This window comes from Lawsonibacter sp. (assembly GCF_022777125.1).
Taxonomy (GTDB): Bacteria; Bacillota; Clostridia; order Oscillospirales; family Oscillospiraceae; genus Lawsonibacter_A; species Lawsonibacter_A hominis.
Genome location: NZ_JALFGV010000103.1, coordinates 1 through 23,092, shown reverse-complemented (window position 1 = coordinate 23,092; position 23,092 = coordinate 1). Strand labels below are relative to the sequence as shown.

Sequence of the window (23,092 nt, the reverse complement as noted above, 5' to 3'; positions counted from 1 at the left end):
CGGAAACCTGCTGAACTCTCAGCAGCAGGAGTTTGTGCGTACAATCATCAACTATGTCAGAGAAAACGGCGATGTCGAGCTTGCTGATATGGTCAACACGGAACCGTTCAACAATTACGATTTGAATGAGATTTTTGGAATCAATTTGCCTGCTATGATTGCAGTAGTTCGGACACTGCATGATGCAGTTCAAGTAGCGTAACCGAGCCTCACCTACTCTGCCAGACACGGGGGTGCTTTATGAAGTCGAGATCCAACGAATTGCTCGATAAGAGCATTGCTGCAATGATTTCTGCTATCGAAATCTATAACAAACCAGATTTTTTGTATCGCGGGGAAACCTTTTCAATCTTAGCAATCAATAGCTGGGAGCTGCTTTTTAAGGCAAAGCTCCTCAAAGACAATCACAACAAGATGCGCTCACTATATGTTACAGAGCCAATCAGAAATAAGGATGGAAGCAAGTCAAAACGACGCCGAATTAAACTAACAAGAAGTGGAAATCCATTTACTCACTCAATCGATTACATCGCCGAAAAATTGATTGTAACAGGGAAATTGGATCGAACCGTATGGGACAACATTACCGCACTGATCGAGTTGAGGGACTCTGCGATCCATTTTTACAACTACTCGGCAAAATTCAATGTTCGTATCCAGGAAATTGGAACAGCTTCACTAAAGAATTATGTGATTTTGTATAAGAAATGGTTCGGAAGAGATCTGTCTGCATATAACTTCTATTTGATGCCGCTGTCGTTTGTTCAGGTTCCAAAAGAGGCTGATATCGTATTACTGAATGCAGAAGAGAAGAATTTCTTTAATTTTGTAAACGAACTAGAAGATAAGAGTACGAATCCCAGTGGGGAATATAGCATCGCTCTGAACACAACCGTAAAGTTCACAAAATCCACATCTAAGGATGATATCAAAGTGGCCTTGTCCCAGGACAAGGATGCAATAAAAGTGAATTTGACTGAAGAAGAAATTCGTAGCCGATATCCATTCGACTATGCGGCATTAACCGAAAAATGCAAAAAAAGATATAGCGACTTCGTGATGAATGGGGATTACCATAAAAACCGCAAAGCCTATGAAGGAGATCCCAGATGTGCTTATGTCAGATATTTGGATCCAGCTAATCCGAAAAGTGGCAGAAAAGTGTTTTACAGTGATGTAATTCTATCGAGGTTGGATGGTCATTATACGAAAAGATAACATCAAAATAGCACAGCCCACCGATCATCTGACCGGTGGGCTGTGCAGCGTTAATTCTGACATCCGCAGCTCAAACAGTGATTCCCGCTATGTACCTTACCTCAACTTCATGCCCCACAGCAGTCCTGTCTTTACGGGTATAGTTCGCAGTTCGTATGGTACTCATCTTCTTGACCATCTGGCCGCCGACAGAACCGGCCTCGCGGCTGGTCAGGTCGCCGTTATAGCCCTGCTTCAGGTTGACGCCCACTTCCTGAGCGGCCTCCATCTTGAACTTGTTCAGAGCCTCGCGGGCGCTGGGGACGACAGGCTGATTAGAATTGTTGGAACTAGACATGATGTTGCATCTCCTTGTCTGTTTGTTTTGTTGGATTGGGAATCCGAACATATCTTTGCCCCGGGCAGATTTTATATGTGCTCCAATTTTTGCGCGTTCAGGACATTTCGCCCTCTTTTTAAAATCAGAAACGGGCCGGATCGGGTCCTGCACGTATTTCGGCGGCGGCGTTCCGGCCGCCGCCGCCTTGTCGGAGCGCAAAAGCTGCGCGGCCGGATCTGTTTTCGGATGGGAAGGGTTCAAACGAGGTCGGGCCGCGGGTGCGCGCACCGGGAAAAGAAGGTCCGGCGCCCGGGCAGGCGGCAGGAATCGACAGATCCCTTTCCTTTGAGTTACCTCTTGAACCGATCCCGCTTCTTTGCTATACTGTTTGGGACAGGGCCCCCATGGAGGCCTGCGGCCGGGTTCGGCCGTCTATTTTCTGGGAGGGAACGGCAAATGACGAGCAATGGGACGTGCTGCTGCGGCTGCGGCAGCAAAGAGGCCGCCTTTTCCGCGTTGGCTCCCGTACTGGAACAGTACGGGAAGACGCCGGGCAGCTTGATCACCATCCTGCAGCATGCGCAGGATCTTTACGGCTATCTTTCCACCGACGCCATCCACTACATTGCGGAATACACCGGCATCAAGCCCGCCAAGATCTATGGCGTGGCTACCTTCTACACCCAGTTCCGCCTGAGTCCCATCGGCAAGCATCTCATTATGCTGTGCAAGGGGACCGCCTGCCACGTCAACGGCGCGGACAGCATCGAGGAGGCGGTCACCGAGGAACTGGGCATCACCGACGGGCAGACCACCGAGGACGGCCTGTTTACGCTCAACAATGTGGCGTGCCTGGGCTGCTGCAGCCTGGCGCCGGTGATGATGATCCGCACGGCGGATGGGGATGAGACCTACGGAAACCTGACCAAGGCGAAGGTCAGGGCCATCCTGCAGGACATCCGTGCAAAGGAGGCGGCGTCGAAATGAAAGTAGTCGTTGGACAGGGCAGCTGCGGCGTAGCGACCGGCGCCCGCAAGACCTCCGATGAGCTGGAGCGGCTCATCGCGGAAAAGGGCCTGACGAATGTGGCCGTGGATCTGACCGGCTGCGTGGGCACCTGCTACCTGGAACCCATCGTGGACGTGTACGGGGACGACGGCGCCCTTCAGGCCCGTTATGTGAAGGTCCAGCCCGATAAGGCCGCCGCCATCGTGGAAGAGCACCTGATGGACGGCAGGATCGTGGAGGATCTGGCCATCTCCCGGCAGGACGAGGCCTTCCTTTCCCAGCAAAAGCGCATCGTGCTGCGCAACTGCGGCGTTATCAATCCCGAGCACATCGAAGAGTACATAGCCGCCGGCGGCTACGAGGCCGCAAAGAAGGCGGTCACCTCCATGACGCCCCAGCAGGTCATTGAAGAGGTGCGCATCTCCGGGCTGCGGGGCCGCGGCGGCGCGGGCTTCCCCACCTGGTTCAAATGGAACGCCGCACGGCAGAATCAGGCCGACCAGAAGTATATGGTCTGCAACGCCGACGAGGGCGACCCCGGCGCGTTTATGGACCGCTCCGTGCTGGAGGGCGACCCCCACTCCGTGCTGGAGGGCATGCTCATCGGCGGCTACGCCATCGGGGCCAGCCAGGGCGTGATCTACGTCCGGGCCGAGTACCCGTTGGCCATCAAGCGCCTGGAGATCGCCATGGCGCAGGCCCGGGAGCGGGGCTTTTTGGGGCAGAACCTCTTCGGCACCGGCTTCAGCTTTGACATCCGCATCAAGGCGGGCGCAGGCGCGTTCGTCTGCGGCGAGGAGACCGCGCTCATCGCTTCTCTGGAGGGCGAGCGGGGCATGCCCCGGCTCAAGCCCCCCTTCCCCGCCCAGCGGGGCTACTGGCAGAAGCCCACCAACATCAACAACGTGGAGACCTTCGCCAACGTGCCCTGGGTCCTGCTCCACGGCGGCGCGGCCCTGGCGGCCATCGGCACGGAAAAAAGCGCCGGCACCAAGGTCTTTGCCCTGGCGGGCAAGATCAAGAAGGGCGGCCTGGTGGAGGTGCCCATGGGCCTGCCCATCCGCGACATCATTTTCGGCATCGGCGGCGGCATCAAAAACGACAAAGCCTTTAAGGCCGTGCAGATGGGCGGCCCCTCCGGCGGCTGTATCCCCGCGGAGCTGGCCGGCACCACCGTGGACTACGAGTCCATCCCCAAGACCGGCGCCATCGTAGGCTCCGGCGGCATGATCGTCATGGACGAGGATACCTGCATGGTGGATATGGCCCGCTTCTTCCTGGACTTTACCCGCAAGGAGTCCTGCGGCAAGTGCAACTACTGCCGCGTGGGCACCAAGCGGATGCTGGAGATCCTGGAGCGCATCACCCGGGGCGAGGGCAGGGACGGCGACATCGAACTGCTGGAGGAGCTGGCCGAAAAGATCAAGGACGGCTCCATGTGCGGCCTGGGCCAGACGGCGCCCAACCCGGTGCTCACCACCATCCGCTACTTCCGCAACGAGTATGAGGACCACATCTACAAAAAGAAGTGTACGGCCCACTCCTGCAAGGCCTTGATCCACTATGAGATCACCGACGCGTGCAAGGGGTGTACGCTGTGTGCCCGCAACTGCCCGGTCGGCGCCATCACCGGCAGCGTGAAGCAGCGCCACGTCATTGACCAGGATACGTGCATCAAGTGCGGCAAGTGCATGGATTCCTGCAAATTCGGCGCGATCGTCAAGGACTGAGGGGAGGGGAAGCGACATGAAACAGTACAGACTGAATATCGACGGCAAAGAGGTGCTGGGCGTCCCCGGTCAGACCATCCTGGAGGTGGCCCGGGAGAACGATATCTCCATCCCCACCCTCTGCTATGACGAGCGTACCACCATTTACGGGGCCTGCGGCCTCTGCGTGGTGGAGGTGGAGGGCAATCCCAAGCTGGTGAAGGCCTGCGCCACCGAGATCGCACCCAATATGGTGGTGCGCACCAAAACCAAGCGGGTCCTGGAGTCCCGCAAGACCAACCTGGAGCTGCTGCTCTCCAACCACGTGGGCGACTGCCGCCCCCCCTGCGTGCTCAACTGCCCGGCGGGCACCGACTGCCAGGGCTATGTGGGCCTGATCGCCAACGGCCGCTTTGAGGAGGCCATCGCGCTGATCCGGGAGCGCATCCCGCTGCCCGGCTCCATCGGCCGGGTGTGCCCCCATCCCTGCGAGGACAACTGCCGCCGGGCCCTGGTGGACCAGCCGGTGGCCATTGCCTGGCTCAAGCGCTTTGCCGCCGACTGGGATCAGTCCGGGGAGGATCCCTTCCTGCCCGAGATCGCCCCGGAGACCGGAAGATCCGTGGCCATCATCGGCGGCGGCCCTTACGGCCTGTCGGCCGCCTATTTCCTGCGCCAGATGGGGCATGCCGTGACGATTTTCGAGGCCATGCCCAAGCTGGGCGGCATGCTGCGCTACGGCATCCCAGAATACCGCCTGCCCAAGTCGGTGGTGGACGAAGAGGTCGCCACCATCGCGCGCATGGGCGTCACGCTGCGCCCCAATACCCGGGTGGGAAAGGATATTTCCTTTGAGACGCTGCGGGAGACCTATGACGCCGTTCTGGTGGGCGTGGGCGCCTGGGTGTCCACCGGCACCGGCTGCCCCGGCGAGGAGCTCCCCGGCGTCGTCGGCGGCATCGATTTCCTCCGCCACGTGGTCCGCAACGAGCCCATCGCCCTGGGGAAGCGGGTGGCCATCGTGGGCGGCGGCAACACCGCCATGGACGCCTGCCGCACCGCCGTACGCCTGGGGGCGGAGGCGGTCTACAACGTCTACCGCCGCACCAAGGACGAGATGCCCGCCGACCGTCTGGAGATCGAGGAGGCCGAGGAGGAGGGCGTCATCTTCAAGAACCTGACCAATCCGCTGGAGATCAAGGCCGGCCCCGACGGGCGGGTGAGCGAGATCGTCCTCCAGGTGATGCAGCTGGGCGAGCCCGACGCCTCCGGCCGCCGTGCCCCCAAGCCCGTGGAGGGCAAAACCGAGACCCTGCCGGTGGACACGGTCATCCTGGCGATCGGCCAGAAGGTGGACGCCGCCGGCCTGCCCGGCCTGGAGCTGACCCGCAAGGGCGGCGTGGTATACGACAAGAAGACCTTCCGCACCAGCCTGCCCGGCGTGTTCTGCGGCGGCGACTGCGGCAACGATAAGATCTCCATCGCCGTGGAGTCCATTGCCGACGCGAAAAAGAGCAGCGCCGTCATCGACGCCTACCTGCGGGGCGAGGCGGCGGCCTACGAGCGCCCCTATACCGTGGAGCGCCGCGATATCACCGAAAAGACCTTCGAAGACCGGGAACGCCAGTGCCGGCCCAAGATGGAGCAGCTCTCCCCCGAAGCGCGCCGGGATAATTTCTCCGAGGTCGTGGCGGGGTACGGGCCCGAGCAGGCCATGGAGGAAGCCCAGCGCTGTCTGGAGTGCGGCTGCCACGACTACTTCGAGTGCAAGCTCATCCACTACGCAAACGAGTATCGGGTCGCGCCCGAGCGGCTCTCCGGCGACGTGAACCGGGTGGAGTATGAGGACGAGCACCCCTTCCTTCTGCGCGACCCCAACAAGTGCATCCTGTGCGGACTGTGCGTGCGGGTGTGCGACGAGGTCATGGGCGTGGGCGCGCTGGGGCTGGTGCACCGCGGCTTCGACACGGTGGTCAAGCCCGCGCTGGAGCAGCCCCTGAGCACCACCGGATGCATCTCCTGCGGCCAGTGCGTCAGCGTCTGCCCCACCGGGGCGCTGGGAGAGCGGCTCTCGCTCCAGAAGAGCGTGCCCCTGGAGACCGAGTGCACCGACACCACCTGTTCCTTCTGCTCTCTGGGCTGCTCCATGCACCTGGAGACCGGCGGCGGCATGCTCATCAAGGCCGTGCCCGACCGGGAGGGTCCCGTCAACAAGGGCCTGCTGTGTGCCCGGGGCCGCTTTGGCTTTGACTGCGCCGAGCTGGAAGAGCGGCTGAACGCCCCGCTGGTGAAACACGGGGATGTGCTGGAGCAGACCGATTACCACGAGGCTGCCGTCCGCACCGCCAAGGGCCTTCAGGCCGTGGCCGCCCGGTATGGCAAGGACGCTGTGGCCGTCTCCATCTCCGCCCGGATGACCAACGAGGAGGCCTTCGCCATGAAGCAGCTGGCCGACGCCATAGGCGCGCGGACGCTGTGCTTCGACCACCGGGAGAACGGCCTCAAGCGGGTGCTGGGCTTTGACGCCTCCCCCAACACCATTGACGAGCTGCTTTCCACCGATGTGATCCTGGCCGTGGGCTTTACCGCCGCCAAGTCGGTGATGCGGGTGAAGCTGATGCAGGCCGCTAAGAACGGCGCCAAGATCGTCCTCATCAACCCCGAGGGCGCGGAGCAGGAGCTGGCCTTCCTCCATAAGGCCGTGTACGTGAAAAACGACCTGTCCTTCCTTAAGGAGCTGGCCCGCGCGCTGCTGGACCTGGGCAAGACCAGCTCCGCCCAAGGCTTCGACGCCTTTGCCGAGAGCCTCTCCGGCGTGACGCCCGGCGAGCAGGCCAGGGAGGTAGCCGCGCTGTACGCCGGGGCCAAGAAGGCGATGATCCTCTGCCAGCAGAACCCGCTGACGGCGGACGCCGCCGCCCTGCTGGCCGAGATCGCAGCCCTGTCCGGCCACCTGAACGCTCCCCGGGACGGGATCCTCCAGCTCCGGAGCAAGAACAACAGCCAGGGTCTCATCGACCTGGGCATTACCGCCGGAGGGGAGGCGATGGAGGGCGTCAAGGCCCTGCTGACCTTCGGCGAGGATCCCCAGGCCGCGTCTGTGAAGGACCTGGAGTTCCTGGCTGTGTGCGACGTGCACCTGACCGACACCGCACGCCGGGCCGACGTGGTCTTCCCCGGCACCGGCTTTGCCTGCGCCGAGGGCACCTTTACCAGCACCGAGCGCCGCCTTCAGCCCGTTCACGCGGCCATCGACTCCGACGTGCCTCTGCTCAACTGGCAGGTGGCGGGCGCCATCGCCCAGGTGTACGAGGTCGCGCTGCCCTACGGGGATGAGGCGGACCTCTCCGCCGCCCTGGACGCGGCCCTGCCCGTCTACCGGAACGCCCGGCTGGGCGAGGTGACCGGAGGCGTGCTCACCTGCGCCGCCCCGGTCTTTGCCCCCGTCCCGGCCGGCGCCGCCCTGGTCGCGCCCACCCCCTGTGCGGACGACCTGATGAACCTGATGGATTCCCGCATGCCCTGAGGGCGCTGAGCGGGCCAACCCACTCATTCGCTGACCGGCCGCCCGTATGGGCGGCCGGTTTTTCTGTTTTTTGATCAAATTTTGTACTTTTCAGTTTATAGAGGTTGCGCCTGGTCCGATCCCTGTGTTATGATAAAAAACGACAAAACAACAGGTCCCGCCGGAAACCGGTGCAAGGCCCCGCCGGGCGGGCGCTTCGGCATGGTTTCGGCAGGCCTGGCACCCTTGTTATCATAATCAAGTCAGGTGAGTCTGCGATGCAGGAAAAAAAACGCCGCTTTTCGTTTCCGTCCATCGGTCTTCGCAACATCAAGACCGCTCTTTCCGCCTCCCTGTGCGCCCTGCTCTATTTCTTGATCGACCGCAACCCCACCTTTGCGTGTATCGGCGCGGTCTTCGGCATGGGGGCCAATATGGAGCATTCCAAGCTCCACGGCGGCAACCGCCTGTTCGGCACGGTCATCGGCGGCTTTCTGGGGATGGGGCTTTTTCGCTTTTACCTGATCTTCTATCCGGACGGGGAAAGCCGCCTGCTGCTGGTGCCGCTTCTGTTTGTAGGCGTGGTGGTGCTCATCGTTTTGGCCCAGATTTTTTGGGTGGGCGCGGTACAGCCGGGCAGCGTGGTGCTGTGTATCGTATTGTTCAATACCCCAGTGGACGACTACGTGAGCTACGCGCTCAACCGCATGTTTGACACCGGGGTGGGCGTTGTCATGTCGCTGCTCATCAACTGGCTGCTCCCCCGGGAGCGGCTGGTGGACTGGCTGGGCAGGCTGGGCATCAAATGCCACGACACGCCCCACCTGGACGGGGTATAGCAGCCGCATAGCGCATCCGCAAGGAGGCCCTGCACAGGACCTCCTTTTTTGCGGCCCAAGGAGACGCGTATGGCATCCTGCCCGGCCCAGAGGGCGGCGGGGAATCCGAGACAAGCCGTCAGGGAAATGTTGTATTTTTTGCCGTGGGCGGATATAATGGAACTACGCAATCGGAAAAGGAGACAGGATCATGTCGAATATATGGCACGATATCAGCCCCGCCCGCATCCAGCCGGAGGATTTTGTGGCGGTCATCGAGATCCCCAAGGGCAGCAAGAAGAAGTATGAGCTGGATAAGGAGACCGGCCTCATCATTTTGGACCGGGTGCTCCATACGTCCACCCACTACCCGGCCAATTACGGCTTTATCCCCCGTACCTACGGCGACGACGGGGACCCGCTGGACGTGCTGGTGCTCTGCTCGGAGGAGATGGACCCGCTCACCCTGGTGCGCTGCTACCCCATCGGGTATATTTCCATGCTGGACGGGGGCAAGAACGACGAGAAGATCATCGCCATCCCCTTTGCCGACCCCACCTATAATACCTTCCGCGACCTGATGGATCTGCCCGGTCATATTTTTGACGAGATGGCCCACTTCTTTACGGTCTACAAAGCGCTGGAGGGCAAGCAGGCCGTGGCCGGAGACGTGAACGACCGTCAGGCTGCCATCCGGGTCATCCAGGGGGCGATGGATCACTATGCCGAATGCTTTTTGGGCGGGGTGGCTCCAAGGGGAGACTGCAGCCGCTCGGATCGGTAAGCAAGGGGTAAAATTTAAGGAATAATTAATGCTTTCTCGGTTCCAAAGGCGGTATGCCTATGGTAATATGAAGAAAACGCAGGCACAAACCTTGAATACAGGAAGCCGACCGGAAAGGAACGATCGACCATGGAACAACGATACGACTGCCTGGTGGTGGGGGCGGGCCTGGCGGGCGCCGTGGCCGCCCGGGAACTGGCGGAACGGGGCGGCAGGCGGGTGCTGGTGCTGGAGCGCCGGAGCCATGTGGGCGGCAATGCCTACGACCGCTTCGATGAGGCGGGCGTGCTGATTCACCAGTACGGTCCCCACATCTTCCACACCAATGACAAGCGCGTGTTCGACTACCTCTCCCGTTTTACCGCCTGGCGCAATTACCAGCATAAAGTGGTGGCCAATATCCCCAAGGGGGAGGGCCGCACGCTGCTGCCGGTCCCCTTTAACCTGGTGTCGCTGGAGGTGGCCTTCGGCCGCAGGCGGGCGCGGGCGCTGGAGGAAAAGCTCATCGCCGCCTACGGCGCGGAGAACAAGGTGACCATCCTGGAGCTGCGGCAGAGCCCGGATCCAGAGCTCTCCGCCCTGGCCGATTATGTCTATGACCACGTCTTTGTCCGCTATACCATGAAGCAGTGGGGCCAGACGCCGGAGGAAATCGACCCCAACACCACCGCGCGGGTGCCGGTGTTCCTCTCGCGCGACTGCCGGTATTTTCAGGACGAATACCAGGGCCTGCCCCTGGAGGGCTACACGCCCATGTTTGAAAAGCTGCTGGACCACCCGGACGTGACTGTGGCGCTGGACACCGACGCCGGCCGGCGGCTGACGCTGGGAGAAGACGGGATCACGCGGCTGGACGGCGCTGCCTTTGCAGGAACGGTGATCTACACCGGCGCGGCGGACGAGCTGTTTGGCTGCCGGTTCGGGCGCCTGCCGTACCGGACGCTGGAGTTCCAATGCGAGACCCATCCGGTGGATGCGTATCAGACCCATGGCACGGTGAACTATACCATGGATGAGGCGTTTACCCGCATCACCGAATTCAAACACCTGACCGGCCAGGTGCTGCCCAAGACCACGACCATTATGAAGGAATATGCCCGCGCGTATACCGGCAGACCGGGGGAGATCCCCTACTATGCCATCATCAACGACGCGAACAACGCCCTTTACGCCAGATACCGCTCCGCAGCGGAACGCTACCCCAACCTGCGCCTGCTGGGCCGCCTGGCGGAATACAAATATTACAACATGGACGCCATTGCCAAGCGGGCCCTGGCGCTGTGTGACGATTTGCTGAAGTGAGGAATCCCCATGTCAAAGATCATCACCTTTGCGGTGCCCTGTTACAACTCCGCCGCCTACATGGATCATTGTGTGCAGACCCTGCTCTCCGGCGGGGCGGATGTGGAGATTATTTTGGTGGACGACGGTTCCACCAAGGACGAGACCCCGGCGATCTGTGACCGGTACGCGGCGGAGTATCCGGATCGCATCCGGGTCATCCACCAGGAGAACGGCGGCCACGGCGAGGGCGTCAACCAGGGGCTGCGCCACGCCCGCGGGCTTTATTACAAGGTCGTGGACTCCGACGACTGGCTGGACGAGACCGCCCTAAGCAAGGCGCTGGATCAGCTGCGGGAATTTGCACAAATGGAGCGGCCGGTGGACCTGTTTATTGCCAATTATGTGTATGAGCACGTGGAGGATCAGACCCAGAAGGTCATGCGCTATACCAATGTCTTTCCCGAGGGACGGATCTTCACCTGGAGCGAGATCGGCCGGTTCCGGCCCTCCCAATACCTGCTGATGCATTCGGTGATCTACCGCACCCAGCTGCTGCGCGACTGCGGCCTGGAGCTGCCCAAGCATACGTTTTACGTAGACAACCTCTTCGTCTATCAGCCCCTGCCCTGGGTCAAGAGCCTGTATTACCTGGATCTGGACCTGTACCGCTACTTCATCGGACGCTCCGACCAGAGCGTCAATGAAAAGGTCATGGTCACCCGGGTGGATCAGCAGGTGCGGGTCACCAAGCTGATGATCGACGCCCACAACGTGAATAAGCTCTACCAGGAGCAGCGTAAGCTGGCCCGTTATATGGTCAGCTATCTGTCCATGATGATGACCATCTCTTCCATCTTCCTCATCATCGACGGCTCTCCGGCCGCGTTGGGAAAAAAGACGGAGCTGTGGGAATACCTGCGTACGGTGGACTCCGATCTGTACCACAAGCTCAAGTACCGCTCCGTATCCATGGTGGGCAATGTGCCGGGCTACCAGGGGCGCAAGCTCTCCGTGCATCTCTACCGGCTGGCCCGGCGTATCTATAAGTTTAATTGAGGCAGCGGCGGCGCCCGGTGCGAGGGTCGTCCCCAGTCAAAACAGGAAAGAATTACCGCTCTACAATTCGATAGAAAGCCGCAAGGATAACTCAAAATTGAGTATCCAATATCTGTATATTCCGATCGATTCCCGATACACTAGAAATGGGTGATCGGATGAATGTGGACTATTTTGCCATCGGCCAGCGGATCAAACAGGTCCGAAGAGACCGGGGCATGACGCAGGAGCGCCTTGCAGAGGCATTGTCGGTATCGGTGGGATACATCAGCCAGATCGAGCGGGGCGTGACGAAGATCAGCCTGGAGACGCTGGCGGCCGTGGCGGCCTGTCTGGCCTGTGATCTGAGTGAACTGGCTACCGGCGTGGCGGTGACGCAGGAGCACTATCTGGACCGGGAACTGGCCCAGCTGACCGCCCGCATGGATGGGCGGCAGAAAAAGCTGCTGCACGAACTGGCCCGGCTGATTCTGAAATATTGAGCATAAAAACAGGGCGGCTCCCGTCGGGAGCCGCCCTGTTTTTATGCGTCGGGGACCAGGTCCAGCAGCACCAGTTCAGGCCGGTTGAAGATGCGGGGCAGCCGGGTGGTCTCCCGGGCAAGCCCCCGGCTGACGACGAGGACGGTGCCCTCCAGATCATAGCGCCCTCCGGCGTACCGGGGGAAAAGACCCTGATTGGGGGCCGCAAGGCCGTTAATGAGGCCGGGCAGCCGCCATTGCCCCCCATGGGCATGTCCGGCGAGGATCACATCGAAGCCATAGGACAAATAGGTCTCGATGCGTTCCGGCCGGTGAGAGAGCAGAAGGGAAACCACGCCCTCCGGCCGCTGGGCCGAAGCCCGCTCCAGCTGGGCCGCCCAGGCCTGCTCGCCCACAGCGGGGTCGTCCACCCCGCACAGGGCGATAGCCGCCCCGTCTTTGGAAAAAAGCGTACAATCCCCTGCCAGCACCGTGACGCCCTGGGCGGAAAACCACGCCTTGAGCGCCTCCGCCCGCCCGGTGCGCCACTCGTGGTTGCCGGTGACGTAACAGCAGCTCCAGCGCTGCAGCAGAAGGGGGATCAGCTCCAGAGTGTTGGCGCCGGGTGCATCGTCGTCAAAGATATCGCCGCCCAGCAGCACCAGGTCGGGCTGGGCCGCCTCCAGGGCGGAGAGCAGCTGCGCCTGTCCCGCGCCGTAGTCGCAGCTGTGGAAATCGGTGATCAGGGCCAGACGGAGGGGCGCGGAGAGCTGCGGCGCGGGAATGGTATAGGTACGTACGGCCAGCCGGCTGTCCACGGCTGCCGCGCCCACGCAGACCAGCCGCGCCGCCGCCAGCAGACGCCGGCGGCGGCGCGGCCTCCTCACCGCCGGCCCTTGAGCAGCTGCTGCTTGATGTCCCATAGCTTTTGGGAAAGATCCACATAATAATTATGGGGGTTTTCAAAGCGCTTGACCTCGTCCCACAAAAGGTCGATCTGCGCCGCGCAGTAGGTGCGCATTTCCAGGATGGAGGGAGAGCGGTACACGCGCCTGCCGCGCTGGAAGACAGGTACCAGAAGTTCCTTGGCGGTAAAGTCGGTAAAGGTCTTTCGCTTCCAGGTGGCGTCCGGATCGAAGAGCTCCAAGGGCTGGCTTTCCTCCACGACCTCGTCGTGCAGCGTGATCAGATCCGCGAAGGCCTTGCCGGTATCGTTTTCAAACAGACGGTAAACCTTTTTGAAATGGGGATTGGTAATCTTGGCCGCATTCTCGCTGATCTTGATCTTGGGAATGATGTTGCCCGCGCCGTCCTCTACAGCGGCCAGCTTGTAGACCCCGCCGAACACCGGCTCGCTCTTGGAGGTAATGAGCCGCTCGCCCACGCCGAAGGAGTCGATCCTGGCGCCCTGGAGCAGCAGGTCGCGGATGATATACTCATCCAACGAGTTGGAAGCCACGATCTTGCATTCGGTCAGTCCCGCCGCGTCCAGCATCTTTCGGGCCTTCCGGGACAGGTAGGTCAGGTCGCCGGAGTCCAGCCGGATGGCGCAGCTGGTGATGCCCTGGGGCAGCAGCACCTCCTGAAAGGCGCGGATGGCGTTGGGAACGCCGGATTTGAGCACGTTGTAGGTGTCCACCAGCAGGGTGGCGGAGTGGGGATACAGCTGGCAGTAGGTCTTGAATGCGGTATACTCGTCCGGGAACATCTGTACCCAGGAGTGGGCCATAGTACCGCCGGCAGGCGCACCATAGATCTCGTCGGCCAGGGTGCAGGCAGTACCGGCGCACCCGGCAATGTAGGAGGCCCGCGCGCCCAGAATCGCGGCGTCGGGCCCCTGCGCCCGCCGGGAGCCGAATTCGCTGACCGGGCGCCCGCCGGCGGCGCGGACGATGCGGTTGGTCTTCGTGGCGATGAGGGACTGATGATTCAGCGTGAGCAGGAGAAAGGTCTCGATGAACTGGGCCTCGATGGCCGGCGCCCGGACGGTGAGGAAGGGCTCGCCGGGGAAAATGGGGGTGCCCTCCGGCACCGCCCAGATATCGCCGGTGAAGCGGAAGGTCTTCAAATACTCTAAAAATTCCGCGCAAAAGCAGCCCTTGCCCCGGAGATAGGAGATGTCCTCCTCGTCAAAGCGGAGGCGCTCGATATAATCGGCCACCTGCTCCAGACCGGCCGCAATGGCAAAGCCGCCGCCGTCGGGCACGTTGCGGAAAAATACATCGAAATAACAGATCTGACCGGCGTGTCCCGTTTGAAAATAGCCGTTGCCCATGGTGAGCTCGTAGAAATCGCAGAGGAGCGTATAGTTCATGTGATCCTTCATGGCTTGTTAACCTCCTGGCCTGCCGGCTCGCCGCGGGGCCCGAGCCTGGGCCCCGCGATAAGCGGCGGAGGGCGGCGGAAGTTCATTTCCGCGCCCGCAAAATCAAATCAAACTGGGGGTGTCCGGTGAAGGGGACCTCCACCGGGGGAACAGCACGCAGAAGCCGCAGAGGAGCGGGCCGCCTCAGCGGTTGCGCGCCGTGATCTGCAGGGCTTCCATCAGGCGCAGGGCCTGCTTATGGCGGGGTCCGGTCCGGCGGTGCAGGCGGCGACCACCACGATCTCCGCCTCCGGGAGCAGCCTGCCGCGCCATAGAGCTTCCAGCCTTCCGAAGCGCTGAGGCAGTGGGGGACCGGCAGCTTCCGGCCCTCCCGGGTATCCAGATAATCCCTGCCGTGCGTGTCCAGCGTAAAGGCCACGTCCTCGCCCGGGCAGCGGCAGCGGGCGATCTTTCGGGCGATGGGCGCATCCGGCTCCGCCGCGCCGGGAAAGCCCAGCGCACCGTCCACAAAGTCCTTCTGGTACTCCACGACCAGCAGCAGCTTTTTCATAGGGCGCCGTCTTTCCCAAATGCAGCGCCGGGGCCTGCGGCGCGGGTTCAGTTCAGGGCTTTTTCAAAGCAGGGGTAAGGCAGCGGCCTGCCGTGGAGACGGATCTCGCCCACCTTGGTAAACCCCCGGCTGAGAATGAGCGCCTGCATGCGGAGGTTGAGACGGTACGTGTCGATGCGCAGGGCGGAAAGGCCCCGCTGCCGGGCCAGCTCCTCCGCAAAGGCGAAAAAGGCCCGGCCCACGCCCTGCCGCTGGAAGGCCGGATCCACGGCCATGCGGTGGATCACCACCGCCGGGGGCGCGGTGGCCCAGGGCAGCGGGGCATACTCCGGCGCTTCGGCGGTGTTGATACACGCCGCGCCCGCCAGTACGCCGCCCGACCGGGCGGCGTACAGCTCGCCCCGCGCCAGATCGTCTGCGTAAAAGTCCCGGGTGGGGTAGTCCTCCCCCCACTGGGGGTTGCCCAGCTCGTTCATATGTGCCACCGCCCGGCGCACCAGAAGCCAGACCGCGTCCAGCTCTTCGGCCCGGGCGGGCCGTATCTCGATCATAGATTTGCTCCTTTGTACCGGCTGCGGCGGGCGGTCATTCCGCCGGGGGCGTGGGCCCCAGGGCGTTGTGCAGCTCCGGCGTGATGGCGCCCCGGAACAGGCGCACCGCGTAGCGGTGCAGATCCTCCAGCTTGCCGGGCACCGAGTCGGCGCTCAGGCTGCCGTTGGCGGAGAGGTCCTCATCCAGGATAAATTTGACCTCCTTGTCGGTCTTGCCGCCCCCCAGCAGGCCGGGGCCTGCGTGGAGCTTCATGCGGTAGCCGCCGGCCAGAGCACTCTCCACGTCCACGGCACATTTGCTCACATCGGTCTCCTCCACGTCGGGCTCCCCCAGAATGCCCAGATAGGGCTCCCGGATCAGATCGTCCCAAAGCAGCTCCTCCAGCCCCAGGGCCCGGCGGGAAAATGCGTTGACATACCGCAGGCCGATGCGCTCGAAAAAGGCGGGCTGGTAGATCTGGATAAACTGGGCCAGGGGCTTGTCCAGCCGGGCGGCAAAGTCCTCCCAGCGCTGGTAGCGCAGGGTGGACAGCGCGATGAAGCTGCTGGTCAGATTCAGCTTCCATTTTCCATCGGCGGAGACGAAGTTGTAGTTGGTAATGGGCGCCTGGGGCTCCAGCGCAGGCGTGGGGCCCGGCTTTACCTTGGGGGGCAGCTGCTCCTGACGGGCCATATAGCGGGGGAAGTCGTGACGCACCGCCTCCTGAAACTCGGCGGGGTCCTTGGCACCGATGTTCAGAATCGTGGGGAAGCGCAGCTGGCAGATGACCTCCACCAGCGGGGACCGGGCATATTGACAGCGGTCGTATTCGGCGAACAGCATGTTCCATACCGCTCCTTCCTGTGTGGGTTTCTTCTTTATTGTATCCCCGAAAGCCCCGTCTGTCAAACCGGTTGCGCCGATTTGTGCGGTGTGCTATCATCCAAATAAGAACGAAAGGAGGAGAGCCTGTGCATCTCACGCTGCAGCACGGCGCATATCGCGCCCAGGTGGATACGATGGGAGGAGAGCTCATATCCTGCCGGGACGGACAGGGACTGGAATACATCTGGCAGGGGGACGCCGCCGTCTGGCCGGGCCGTAACCCGCTGCTGTTCCCGATCGTGGGCGCTCTGGCGGACGCAACGGTCTGCTTCGCGGGCAGGGCATACCGTATGCAGCGCCATGGGTTTGCCCGGCGGCAGGAGTTTGCGGTGACCGGGCACGGGGAAAACTGGGCGGAGCTGGAGCTGCGGGACAGCCCCGAGACCCGGGCGGCCTATCCCTACCCCTTCCGCCTGCGGGTGCGGCAGACGCTGGGCGAGGGCGGCTTCACCACTGCGGTCACGGTGGAGAACCCCGGACCGGCGGAGCTGCCCTTCTGCCTGGGGGCGCATACCGGCTTTTGCTGCCCCCTGCTGCCGGGAGAACGGTTTGAAGACTATGAGCTGGTTTTTGCACAGCCCGAGACCTGCCCCGCCCTGATCCCGAAGGGAGGGGGGCTGGATCGGGGCCGCACCGCGCCCGGTCTGGAGAATGCCCGGGTCCTGCCCCTGCGGTACGAGACGTTCGATGCGCTGGATACCCTGGTGTTCGAGGGGCTGCGCTCCCGGTCGGTCACCCTGCGGCACCGGACGGCGGGGCGGGGCGTGCGCGTGGACTTTTCCGGCTTTCCGGTGCTGGCCCTGTGGACCATGCCGGACAAACACGCCCCATACCTGTGCATCGAGCCCTGGCACGGCTGCCCCCACATGGAGGGGGAGGGGACGGAATTCACCGATAAGGCGTACTGCATCCGACTGGCGCCGGGCGCGGCGCGGACCCTGTCCTACCGGGTGGCGCTGCTCTGAACGGGGGTCGGAGCTCGCGCGGGGCCCTGGCCGTCATGCATCCCCCTGTCGAAAAAGGCCTTTTTCGACAAGCTCAGGCGGACCCGCAAGGGCCCGCCTTTTCTGCACCCTTTTCGGGCCCGGGAATAGGATGAAACAGTCACGGATATCGGAGGGGAGTGCCATGAGAAACGAATTGAATCTATGGGTGATCGGAGGCGACATGCGCCAGGCCAAACTGGCCGAGCTGCTGGCCGACGACGGTCACACGGTACACGCCTTTGCGCTGGAACAGCTGGGCAAACTTCCCGGCGTGTTGCCGGAGGAGAGCCTGGAGGGCGTGGCGCTGGCCGACTGCGTGGTGCTGCCCCTGCCGGTGGCAGGGGAGGGCACCCTGCTGAATGCGCCGCTTGCCGCAGGACGCCACCCCCTGGCCCTGGTACTGGACGCGCTGCGGCCGGGGCAGGTGATCTGCGCCGGAATGGTCTCGCCCCAGACGGCCTCTATGGCTGCGGACCGGGGGCTGACCCTCCACGACTATTTCCGGCGGGAGGAACTGGCGGTAGCCAACGCGGTGCCCACCGCAGCAGTGATAGGACACGGGCGGGGCGCATATCCTCTTGGTGCCGGTCAGGCGGCGGAAAAGAAGAAAGGGGGGGAGGGCCCATGGGTCCGGCGGAACAGGGAAAACACAGGGACGGCGGCGCCCTGCGGGTGGCGGCCTACTGCCGGGTCTCCACAGAGAAGGAGGATCAGCTCAATTCTCTGTCTGCCCAGCGGCAATTTTTTCAGCGTTACATTACGGAGCATCCGCAGTGGTCGCTTGTGGACGTGTTCGCGGATGAGGGACTGTCCGGGACCTCGGTCCGGCGCCGGCTCCGGTTTGCCGAGATGATCCGGCGGGCGATGGACGGGGAAATCGACCTGATCCTGACCAAAGAGGTCTCGCGCTTTGCCCGCAATACGGTGGACGCGCTCCAGGTCACCCGGCAGCTCAAGGAGAAGGGGGTGGGCGTGCTTTTTCTCAACGACAACATCGACACACGGGAAAACGACGGGGAATTCCGGCTGACCATCATGGCCAGCGTAGCCCAGGAGGAGAGCCGAAAGGTGTCGGAGCGGACCCGGTGGGGACAGCTCCAGGCCATGAAGCGGGGCGTGGCCTTCGGCAACGACTCGCTGTACGGCTACACGCTCCGGGCGGGACGGCTTACCATCCGGCCGGAGCAGGCGGAGGTGGTTCGGACCGTCTACCGCAGCTTCCTGGAGGAGGGCAAGGGGGCCCACGCCATCGCGCGGGCGCTGACGGAGGCCGGGGTCCGCCCCCCGCTCCGGGCCGGCGGAGCGTGGTCCGCCACGATGGTGCTGCGCATGCTGCGCAACGAAAAATACTGCGGCGACCTGCTGCAGAAAAAGTACCGGACCACCGACTATCTGACCCACCGCAAGGTCCCCAACGACGGGACGGAAGCGCAGTTCTGCCTGCGGGACCACCACGAGGCCATCGTCAGCCGGACGCAGTTCGAGGCCGTGCAGGCGGAGCTGGCCCGGCGGGCGGGCCTGGCGGCGGACCAGGGCAGGTTTTCCGCCCGGTACTGGTATTCCGGGAAAATCCGCTGCGGGGCCTGCGGAAAAAGCTTTACCCTGAAGCGGACGCGCCGGGCGGACGGGACGGAATACCAGCGTTTTGTCTGCCGGGGGCGATTGGAGGGCGGGCATGCCTGCCGGATGCGGGCGGTGCCCGCGCAGGACCTTCTTGCCTGTGCCCGCGGGGTGCTGCGGGCAATTGGCCTGGACGGCCGGGCCGTCACGGAGGAGCTGGTGCGGGCGCTGGAGCGGCCGCAGCCGGACGCCGCCGGCGGGGCGGAGCCGATCCGCAGGGCCTTGCAGCGCAGGACGGAGCGAAAGGAACGGGCCCTGGAGGCATTCCTGGACGGCGACCTTGCCGGCGGCGATATGCGCCGCATGGTGGAGCGGTACGAGGAGGAGATGAAACAGCTGCAGGAGCAGCTGGAGCGGCTGGAGCAACAGGGGGCGGACGCTGAAGAGACCGGGGCGGAGCGCCGGGCCCGGGTGGCGGAGCTGGCGGAGCGGGAGCTGGCGGGCTCGGACGCGGTCCTGGACGAGGCGATCCGGCGCATCACGGTTTATCCGGAGCAGTTTCTCGTTGAGGTGGCGGAGCTGCCCGTCGCCTTTCGGGTCTGTACCGGAGGGGATGTCCCGGCGGGGGACGGCCCGCCGCAGGATACTGCTTGCAAATAATAATCAGACATTGTAAGATAAAGAAAACAAAGCGCGGATATGGGAAAGGAGCGTGCCGGATGGATCTGCTGCAAAGTGTTATGAATTCCTCCTCCCACGCAATGTTTACGCTGGACCGGGAGGGGATCATCACACACATCAACCGGCAGGCAAAAAACCGGTTTGGCCTGTTCAATCACAGCCGGTATTCCCATGCGGCCGGGCGGCTGGAGCCGGGGGACCTGGTGATCGTGGCGGACAGCGCCATCGGCGCCGACGATGGGAATCTGCGTCCCGCCGATCTGGAACGCCTGGGTATTCAGGATAAGAAGATTTGCTCCGGCGATATGTTTGTGGCCATCGGCGCTTTTGACCTGCCTGGGAGCAAGCCGGCCTATAAATTCCTGCCCGGCAGGGATGCGGATGTCCTGCATCTGGAGTCGGTCCATCAAGGGACCGCGGTCCGGGCGTCCATCGGCAACCGGATCGCTTTGGCGGCGGTGGGAGAGACCGAATACGTCATCCGCTATTTTCGCTCCATCGGACAGATGGTGGTGATCGACGGCAAGACGGGGCAGGTGAAATTTTGGCAGGAAAACGGCTATTCCGCCCGAAGGGAGGGCGTGGGCAACCTGCTGCGGGGCGGGGCGTACATCGCAAAGAGCCCCGACTTCGAGATCAAGGTCGAGGGCTATCATTTTCGGGAGTTTTTTGAGGGCGAACGCTTTGAACGCCATCTGGCACAGGTGATGAGCGGCCAGGTGCCGCAGTACGAGGATATGGAGTACGAGATCAACGGCTTTGAGCTGATCGCCTCCATCCTGCCGGTGCCCGGCGGCGCGCTGCCGGAGAGCGTGATCGTGAAGTTCCGGAACATTGAGGATATCCGGGTCACGATCATGGAGCGAAACAACGCCATCAAGTCCGCAGAGCGGAAATACCGGGAGACGGAGCGCAGCGTGCGGCCGGATGGAAACGCCTTTGCCGCGCTGTTCGGCATCGGCACCGCCACGGCCTCGGCCCGGCACCATGCCTATAAGCTCTCCCAGCTGGACTGCAACGTGCTCATCACCGGCGAGAGCGGTACGGGGAAATCCTTCCTGGCCCGGGCGATCCACCAGGCGCAGCCCCGCAAGGGGCCCTTCGTCACCGTAGACTGCTCCACCATTGCGCCGACCCTGTTTGAAAGCGAGATGTTCGGTTATGTGGGCGGCGCGTTTACCGGCGCCAGTCCCAAGGGAAAGGCCGGATTTTTTGAGGAGGCCGACGGGGGCACCATTTTTCTGGACGAGATCGGCGAGATCCCGCTGAATATCCAGGCCAAGCTGCTCAACGTGATCCAGAACAAGGTGGTCTGCCGGGTGGGCTCCACCAAGATGGTGCCGGTGGACGTGCGCATCCTGGCCGCCACCAACCGCAATCTGAAGGAGGATGTGGCCGCCGGGCGCTTCCGCCAGGACCTGTACTACCGGCTCAGCGCCTTTTCTCTGGAGCTGCCGCCCCTGCGCAGCTGTCCGGAGGACATCTGCTTTATCATCGACAACCTGATGGAAAAGATCCAGCAGAAATACGGTATGACCAGAAAGAATTTGTCCGGCGAGGCCTTCAGCAAGCTGATCGCCTATGATTGGCCCGGCAACATCCGCGAGCTGGAAAACGTGCTGGAGAGCGCCGTAGCCCTGTCCGAGTCGGACATCATCTACGCCGAGCAGATCCGCCTGGAGAGCGAGCCGGTGCGGATGGGGCTGAAGGAGCGGCTGAAGATCGAAGAAGAAAAGATCATCCGGCAGACGCTGGCCCAGTGCGGCGGCAGCCGGATCCAGGCCATGGAGCAGCTGGGGCTGTCCAAAACGGTGTTCTATGGAAAATTGAAGGAATACCAGATCGAATGAGCGGAGACGCTGTCAAAGAAAAAGGTTCTGATTTCGGGAAAAGGAGTCCCGAAATCAGAACCTTTTTTGTGGGGCGAAAGGGGCGCGCCGGCGTTATCCGGGGGCGAGACGGCAGGAAGCCGCCTGGAGATGGGCGATATAGACAAAAGGCAGGGCAGGCCATTTGCTCTTTCAGACAAAAATAAGCGGCATGCGGAGCTTGGCAGAGAATTTGCACATAGAATGAGCAGAAGCCGACGGGGTCGGAACGAAAGGAGCGTGTCATTCCATGCAGTTTTGGAAAATGAACGGGGCGGGCAATGATTTTATCATCATCGACAATATCCGGGAGCAGATCCCCGTGGAGCGGTTCGGGGACCTGGCCAGGCTTCTGTGCGAGCGGCATCTGTCGATTGGCGCCGACGGACTGATGGTGGTGGAGCCGGCCCGGGGGGACGCCGACTACCGGATGCTGTTTTACAACTCGGACGGCAGCCTGGGCGAGATGTGCGGCAACGGCGCCCGCTGTATCTGCCGCTACGGCTATGAAAACCGCCTGGCCGGCGAGGTGCAGCGGGTCGAGACCACCGCAGGCCTGGTCACCGGCCGCAGGATCGACCGGCGGCGGTATCAGATCCGCCTCAACGATCCCACGACCGTCAGGCTGAATGCGCCCATCGAGGTGGACGGGACGGTCTATGACTGCGCCTATGTGGAGCTGGGGAACCCGGGCCTTCCCCATGCGGCAGTCCCGATTTCCGGACTCAGGGCGTATCCGGACCGGGCGCTGTTCGACCTGGGCCGGCGGATGCGGTATCACCCCGCGTTTCCCAAGGGCGCGAACGTAAACTTTTATGAGGTCACCGGACCCGACCAGGTCTATGAGCGCACCTACGAGCGGGGCGTGGAGGATTTCACCTACGCCTGCGGTACCGGCACCGGTTCGGTGGTCACGGTGCTGACGCTCCAGGGCAAGGTCAGCGGGACGGGGGTCCGCGTAACGATGCCCGGGGGCGAGCTCATCGTGGATATCGACCGCCGGGGGAACGAGATCGAAAACCTGCTGCTGACCGGGCCCACCAATATTGTGGCCAAGGGCGAGGTCACCGACGAGGAGCTGTGCGATTAAAGTGTATGTAGGTCCGTAAGGACGTTACATAAAAAGAACGCGCCGCAGGGTTGTCTGGGTACCGGGAGAGTGCCCCTCGGTTTTCGTTCAGCTGTGTGGTAAAAAGAAATGGAGGAGTTCTATCATGAAGCGTTTTCTCAGGAAGGTTGGATCAGCAGCTATCATCGCATGTATGGCACTTGGAATGATGGCCACCGCATTGGCCGTATCCGGCACCGTGAGCAAGGACCTTTACTTCAACAACATCAAGGTCTCTTTGGACGGAAAGATGGTGGATCTCAAGGATGCAAACGGAATGGCCGTCGAGCCCTTTGCCATCGACGGCACGACGTACCTCCCCGTGCGCGCAGTGAGCGATGCCGCCGGCCTTGACGTTGAATGGGACCAGAAAAATCAGCAGGTCAAACTGTCCACGGGTACCGAAGGCATGACCACTCCCGCCATTTCGTCCTG

General features: G+C 62.4%; 21 protein-coding genes and 1 pseudogene. 16 read left to right on the top strand and 6 right to left on the bottom strand.

Features of this window, described 5'->3' with window-relative positions:
* Together MR825_RS08955 and MR825_RS08950 are read left to right on the top strand one after the other, a co-directional pair.
* The coding region (locus MR825_RS08955; protein WP_287880266.1) for a hypothetical protein at positions 1–202 on the top strand (202 nt) is incomplete at its 5' end.
* Positions 203–240: 38 nt separating this feature from the next.
* The gene (locus MR825_RS08950) at positions 241–1,218 is read left to right on the top strand and encodes a DUF3644 domain-containing protein (RefSeq protein ID WP_287880264.1); all 978 of its coding nucleotides are present in this window, start codon (positions 241–243) and stop codon (positions 1,216–1,218) included.
* A gap of 70 nt (positions 1,219–1,288) precedes the next feature.
* Here MR825_RS08950 and MR825_RS08945 read toward each other — a convergent pair whose 3' ends face one another.
* A complete protein-coding gene (locus tag MR825_RS08945; RefSeq protein WP_287880262.1) occupies positions 1,289–1,555 on the bottom strand; it encodes an alpha/beta-type small acid-soluble spore protein in 267 nt (88 codons plus the stop codon).
* A 438-nt stretch (positions 1,556–1,993) separates the two neighbouring features.
* On the opposite strand from MR825_RS08945, the gene nuoE reads away from it, so the two are divergent.
* From nuoE to MR825_RS08905, 8 genes are all read left to right on the top strand, one after another.
* Positions 1,994–2,524, top strand: a complete 531-nt coding sequence (gene nuoE / locus MR825_RS08940; protein ID WP_256176513.1) for an NADH-quinone oxidoreductase subunit NuoE — start codon at positions 1,994–1,996, stop codon at positions 2,522–2,524.
* Positions 2,521–4,275 (top strand): NADH-quinone oxidoreductase subunit NuoF, encoded by a 1,755-nt coding sequence (locus tag MR825_RS08935; protein WP_287880259.1) that lies wholly within the window; start codon positions 2,521–2,523, stop codon positions 4,273–4,275. Before nuoE ends, MR825_RS08935 begins: the two co-directional genes overlap by 4 nt.
* A gap of 16 nt (positions 4,276–4,291) precedes the next feature.
* Entirely contained in the window at positions 4,292–7,780 is a 3,489-nt protein-coding gene (locus MR825_RS08930) for an FAD-dependent oxidoreductase (RefSeq protein ID WP_256176514.1), read from the top strand.
* A gap of 257 nt (positions 7,781–8,037) precedes the next feature.
* Positions 8,038–8,598 carry an FUSC family protein gene (locus MR825_RS08925; protein WP_186908224.1) on the top strand — a complete coding sequence of 187 codons (561 nt, stop codon included), beginning with the start codon at positions 8,038–8,040 and terminating at the stop codon, positions 8,596–8,598.
* A 190-nt stretch (positions 8,599–8,788) separates the two neighbouring features.
* A complete protein-coding gene (locus MR825_RS08920; protein ID WP_186908225.1) occupies positions 8,789–9,361 on the top strand; it encodes an inorganic diphosphatase in 573 nt (190 codons plus the stop codon).
* A 129-nt stretch (positions 9,362–9,490) separates the two neighbouring features.
* Positions 9,491–10,663: a UDP-galactopyranose mutase gene (gene glf, locus MR825_RS08915; RefSeq protein WP_186908226.1), complete on the top strand. Its 1,173-nt coding sequence runs from the start codon at positions 9,491–9,493 to the stop codon at positions 10,661–10,663.
* A 9-nt stretch (positions 10,664–10,672) separates the two neighbouring features.
* Complete coding sequence (locus MR825_RS08910; RefSeq protein WP_186908227.1) at positions 10,673–11,701, top strand: glycosyltransferase family 2 protein; 1,029 nt, start codon at positions 10,673–10,675, stop codon at positions 11,699–11,701.
* A 158-nt stretch (positions 11,702–11,859) separates the two neighbouring features.
* On the top strand, positions 11,860–12,183 hold the full coding sequence (locus MR825_RS08905) for a helix-turn-helix domain-containing protein (protein WP_186908252.1): 324 nt from the start codon (positions 11,860–11,862) through the stop codon (positions 12,181–12,183).
* A gap of 41 nt (positions 12,184–12,224) precedes the next feature.
* On the opposite strand, the gene MR825_RS08900 is transcribed toward MR825_RS08905, so the two are convergent.
* The 5 genes from MR825_RS08900 to MR825_RS08880 form a co-directional block, all read right to left on the bottom strand.
* Positions 12,225–13,049 (bottom strand): metallophosphoesterase, encoded by an 825-nt coding sequence (locus MR825_RS08900; RefSeq protein WP_287880253.1) that lies wholly within the window; start codon positions 13,047–13,049, stop codon positions 12,225–12,227.
* Positions 13,046–14,488, bottom strand: coding sequence for a nicotinate phosphoribosyltransferase (locus tag MR825_RS08895; RefSeq protein ID WP_186908229.1), 1,443 nt, complete (start codon positions 14,486–14,488; stop codon positions 13,046–13,048). The genes MR825_RS08900 and MR825_RS08895 overlap by 4 nt, the downstream gene beginning before the upstream one ends.
* Before the next feature lie 235 nt (positions 14,489–14,723).
* A complete protein-coding gene (locus MR825_RS08890) occupies positions 14,724–15,038 on the bottom strand; it encodes a cysteine hydrolase family protein (RefSeq protein ID WP_243204804.1) in 315 nt (104 codons plus the stop codon).
* Positions 15,039–15,085: 47 nt separating this feature from the next.
* Positions 15,086–15,589: a GNAT family N-acetyltransferase gene (locus MR825_RS08885; RefSeq protein ID WP_256176518.1), complete on the bottom strand. Its 504-nt coding sequence runs from the start codon at positions 15,587–15,589 to the stop codon at positions 15,086–15,088.
* Between the two features lie 34 nt (positions 15,590–15,623).
* Positions 15,624–16,412, bottom strand: a complete 789-nt coding sequence (locus MR825_RS08880) for a TIGR04255 family protein (RefSeq protein WP_186908231.1) — start codon at positions 16,410–16,412, stop codon at positions 15,624–15,626.
* Between the two features lie 128 nt (positions 16,413–16,540).
* Here MR825_RS08880 and MR825_RS08875 point away from each other — a divergent pair, with 128 nt between their 5' ends.
* The 6 genes and pseudogenes from MR825_RS08875 to MR825_RS08850 all read left to right on the top strand — a co-directional run.
* Entirely contained in the window at positions 16,541–17,419 is an 879-nt protein-coding gene (locus MR825_RS08875; protein WP_186908232.1) for an aldose 1-epimerase family protein, read from the top strand.
* Positions 17,420–17,549: 130 nt separating this feature from the next.
* A pseudogene (locus MR825_RS08870) lies at positions 17,550–17,930 on the top strand (dipicolinate synthase subunit A N-terminal domain-containing protein); the annotation flags it as partial.
* Positions 17,931–18,064: 134 nt separating this feature from the next.
* Complete coding sequence (locus MR825_RS08865) at positions 18,065–19,660, top strand: recombinase family protein (protein ID WP_287880248.1); 1,596 nt, start codon at positions 18,065–18,067, stop codon at positions 19,658–19,660.
* A 59-nt stretch (positions 19,661–19,719) separates the two neighbouring features.
* The gene (locus MR825_RS08860) at positions 19,720–21,531 is read left to right on the top strand and encodes a sigma-54 interaction domain-containing protein (protein WP_287880245.1); all 1,812 of its coding nucleotides are present in this window, start codon (positions 19,720–19,722) and stop codon (positions 21,529–21,531) included.
* 268 nt (positions 21,532–21,799) lie between these two features.
* Positions 21,800–22,639 (top strand): diaminopimelate epimerase, encoded by an 840-nt coding sequence (gene dapF / locus MR825_RS08855; RefSeq protein ID WP_186908235.1) that lies wholly within the window; start codon positions 21,800–21,802, stop codon positions 22,637–22,639.
* Between the two features lie 124 nt (positions 22,640–22,763).
* Positions 22,764–23,092: stalk domain-containing protein (locus tag MR825_RS08850; RefSeq protein WP_287880243.1), on the top strand; the 329-nt coding region annotated here is incomplete at its 3' end.

Bases quoted from the DNA above. Each gene is read 5' to 3' on its own strand.
- MR825_RS08920 (WP_186908225.1), top strand. From the start codon at position 8,789: ATGTCGAATATATGGCACGATATCAGCCCCGCCCGCATCCAGCCGGAG.
- nuoE (WP_256176513.1), top strand. From the start codon at position 1,994: ATGACGAGCAATGGGACGTGCTGCTGCGGCTGCGGCAGCAAAGAGGCC.
- MR825_RS08930 (WP_256176514.1), top strand. From the start codon at position 4,292: ATGAAACAGTACAGACTGAATATCGACGGCAAAGAGGTGCTGGGCGTC.
- MR825_RS08885 (WP_256176518.1), bottom strand. From the start codon at position 15,589: ATGATCGAGATACGGCCCGCCCGGGCCGAAGAGCTGGACGCGGTCTGG.
- MR825_RS08945 (WP_287880262.1), bottom strand. From the start codon at position 1,555: ATGTCTAGTTCCAACAATTCTAATCAGCCTGTCGTCCCCAGCGCCCGC.
- MR825_RS08895 (WP_186908229.1), bottom strand. From the start codon at position 14,488: ATGAAGGATCACATGAACTATACGCTCCTCTGCGATTTCTACGAGCTC.
- MR825_RS08935 (WP_287880259.1), top strand. From the start codon at position 2,521: ATGAAAGTAGTCGTTGGACAGGGCAGCTGCGGCGTAGCGACCGGCGCC.
- MR825_RS08905 (WP_186908252.1), top strand. From the start codon at position 11,860: ATGAATGTGGACTATTTTGCCATCGGCCAGCGGATCAAACAGGTCCGA.
- glf (WP_186908226.1), top strand. From the start codon at position 9,491: ATGGAACAACGATACGACTGCCTGGTGGTGGGGGCGGGCCTGGCGGGC.
- MR825_RS08880 (WP_186908231.1), bottom strand. From the start codon at position 16,412: ATGCTGTTCGCCGAATACGACCGCTGTCAATATGCCCGGTCCCCGCTG.
- MR825_RS08950 (WP_287880264.1), top strand. From the start codon at position 241: ATGAAGTCGAGATCCAACGAATTGCTCGATAAGAGCATTGCTGCAATG.
- MR825_RS08925 (WP_186908224.1), top strand. From the start codon at position 8,038: ATGCAGGAAAAAAAACGCCGCTTTTCGTTTCCGTCCATCGGTCTTCGC.
- dapF (WP_186908235.1), top strand. From the start codon at position 21,800: ATGCAGTTTTGGAAAATGAACGGGGCGGGCAATGATTTTATCATCATC.
- MR825_RS08890 (WP_243204804.1), bottom strand. From the start codon at position 15,038: ATGAAAAAGCTGCTGCTGGTCGTGGAGTACCAGAAGGACTTTGTGGAC.
- MR825_RS08910 (WP_186908227.1), top strand. From the start codon at position 10,673: ATGTCAAAGATCATCACCTTTGCGGTGCCCTGTTACAACTCCGCCGCC.
- MR825_RS08865 (WP_287880248.1), top strand. From the start codon at position 18,065: ATGGGTCCGGCGGAACAGGGAAAACACAGGGACGGCGGCGCCCTGCGG.
- MR825_RS08860 (WP_287880245.1), top strand. From the start codon at position 19,720: ATGGATCTGCTGCAAAGTGTTATGAATTCCTCCTCCCACGCAATGTTT.